This window comes from Virgibacillus carmonensis, assembly GCF_057836705.1.
Map to the genome: position 1 here is coordinate 1 of NZ_JBYQFJ010000106.1, position 827 is coordinate 827.

Here is an 827-nt window from a genome sequence, read left to right on the forward strand (position 1 = left end):
GATAAGAATGAAGCAAGTTGATTATGCAATTGTTTTTTACGAACAAATTTTGGTTGAAGGTGAACAAGAAAAAGCAAGGCTATTTACAATTGAAAACTGGAAAAATATCAATGACGAGTGGCTATTGATGAGAGAAGTAGAAGAACAAATTTAGCAGCTTAAGGAGCATTTGAATGTTTATTTCATACGCCGATCGAATTAAACAGGTTTATCCGGAACTGATGATTAATGATATTCAGCTAAATGAAATTGGTCAAAATAATGACGTGTTAATTGTGGATCATGCAATTGTGTTTCATTTCCCAAAATATACCCAAGGTGTTGAGCAACTACGAGAAGAGACTGTTATATTGGAGCATATAAATAAGTATGTAACTCTACCGATTCCTGTTCCAATTTATCAATCATTTGATGTCTTCGAAGTTAGCAAAGTATTTACTGGGTATAAACTAATTCCAGGCACACCATTGTGGAGAAATGACTTTGAGAAAATCACAGATGATCAACAAGTTGAAAAAATTGCAGCCCAACTAGTTGAATTTTTAATTGAGCTCCATGGTATTTCTATAGAAGAGGTAAAAAAGATTTTACCAAAACAAACCTTTAATTTGCAATTGAAATTTGTGGATTTGTATAAAAAAATACAAGGAAAACTCTATCCATATATGAGGGAAGAAGCTAGGAAAGACGTTACCGCTTTGTTTGGGGACTTCTTTTCACAGGTTAATGATTTTACCTTTAAGCCATTATTAATTCATGGGGATTTTGGTGCATCCAACATTTTGTATGATTCTTGTAAACGGGAAATTACCGGTATTATAGATTTT

Annotated in this window: 1 protein-coding gene; it reads left to right on the top strand. The window is 32.8% G+C overall.

All coding sequences use genetic code 11. The annotated features are described in order from the left end of the window. Positions 1-173 precede the first annotated feature (173 nt). A partial coding sequence (locus AC3G7N_RS20745) for a phosphotransferase family protein (RefSeq protein WP_489424058.1) occupies positions 174-827 on the top strand: 654 nt, incomplete at its 3' end.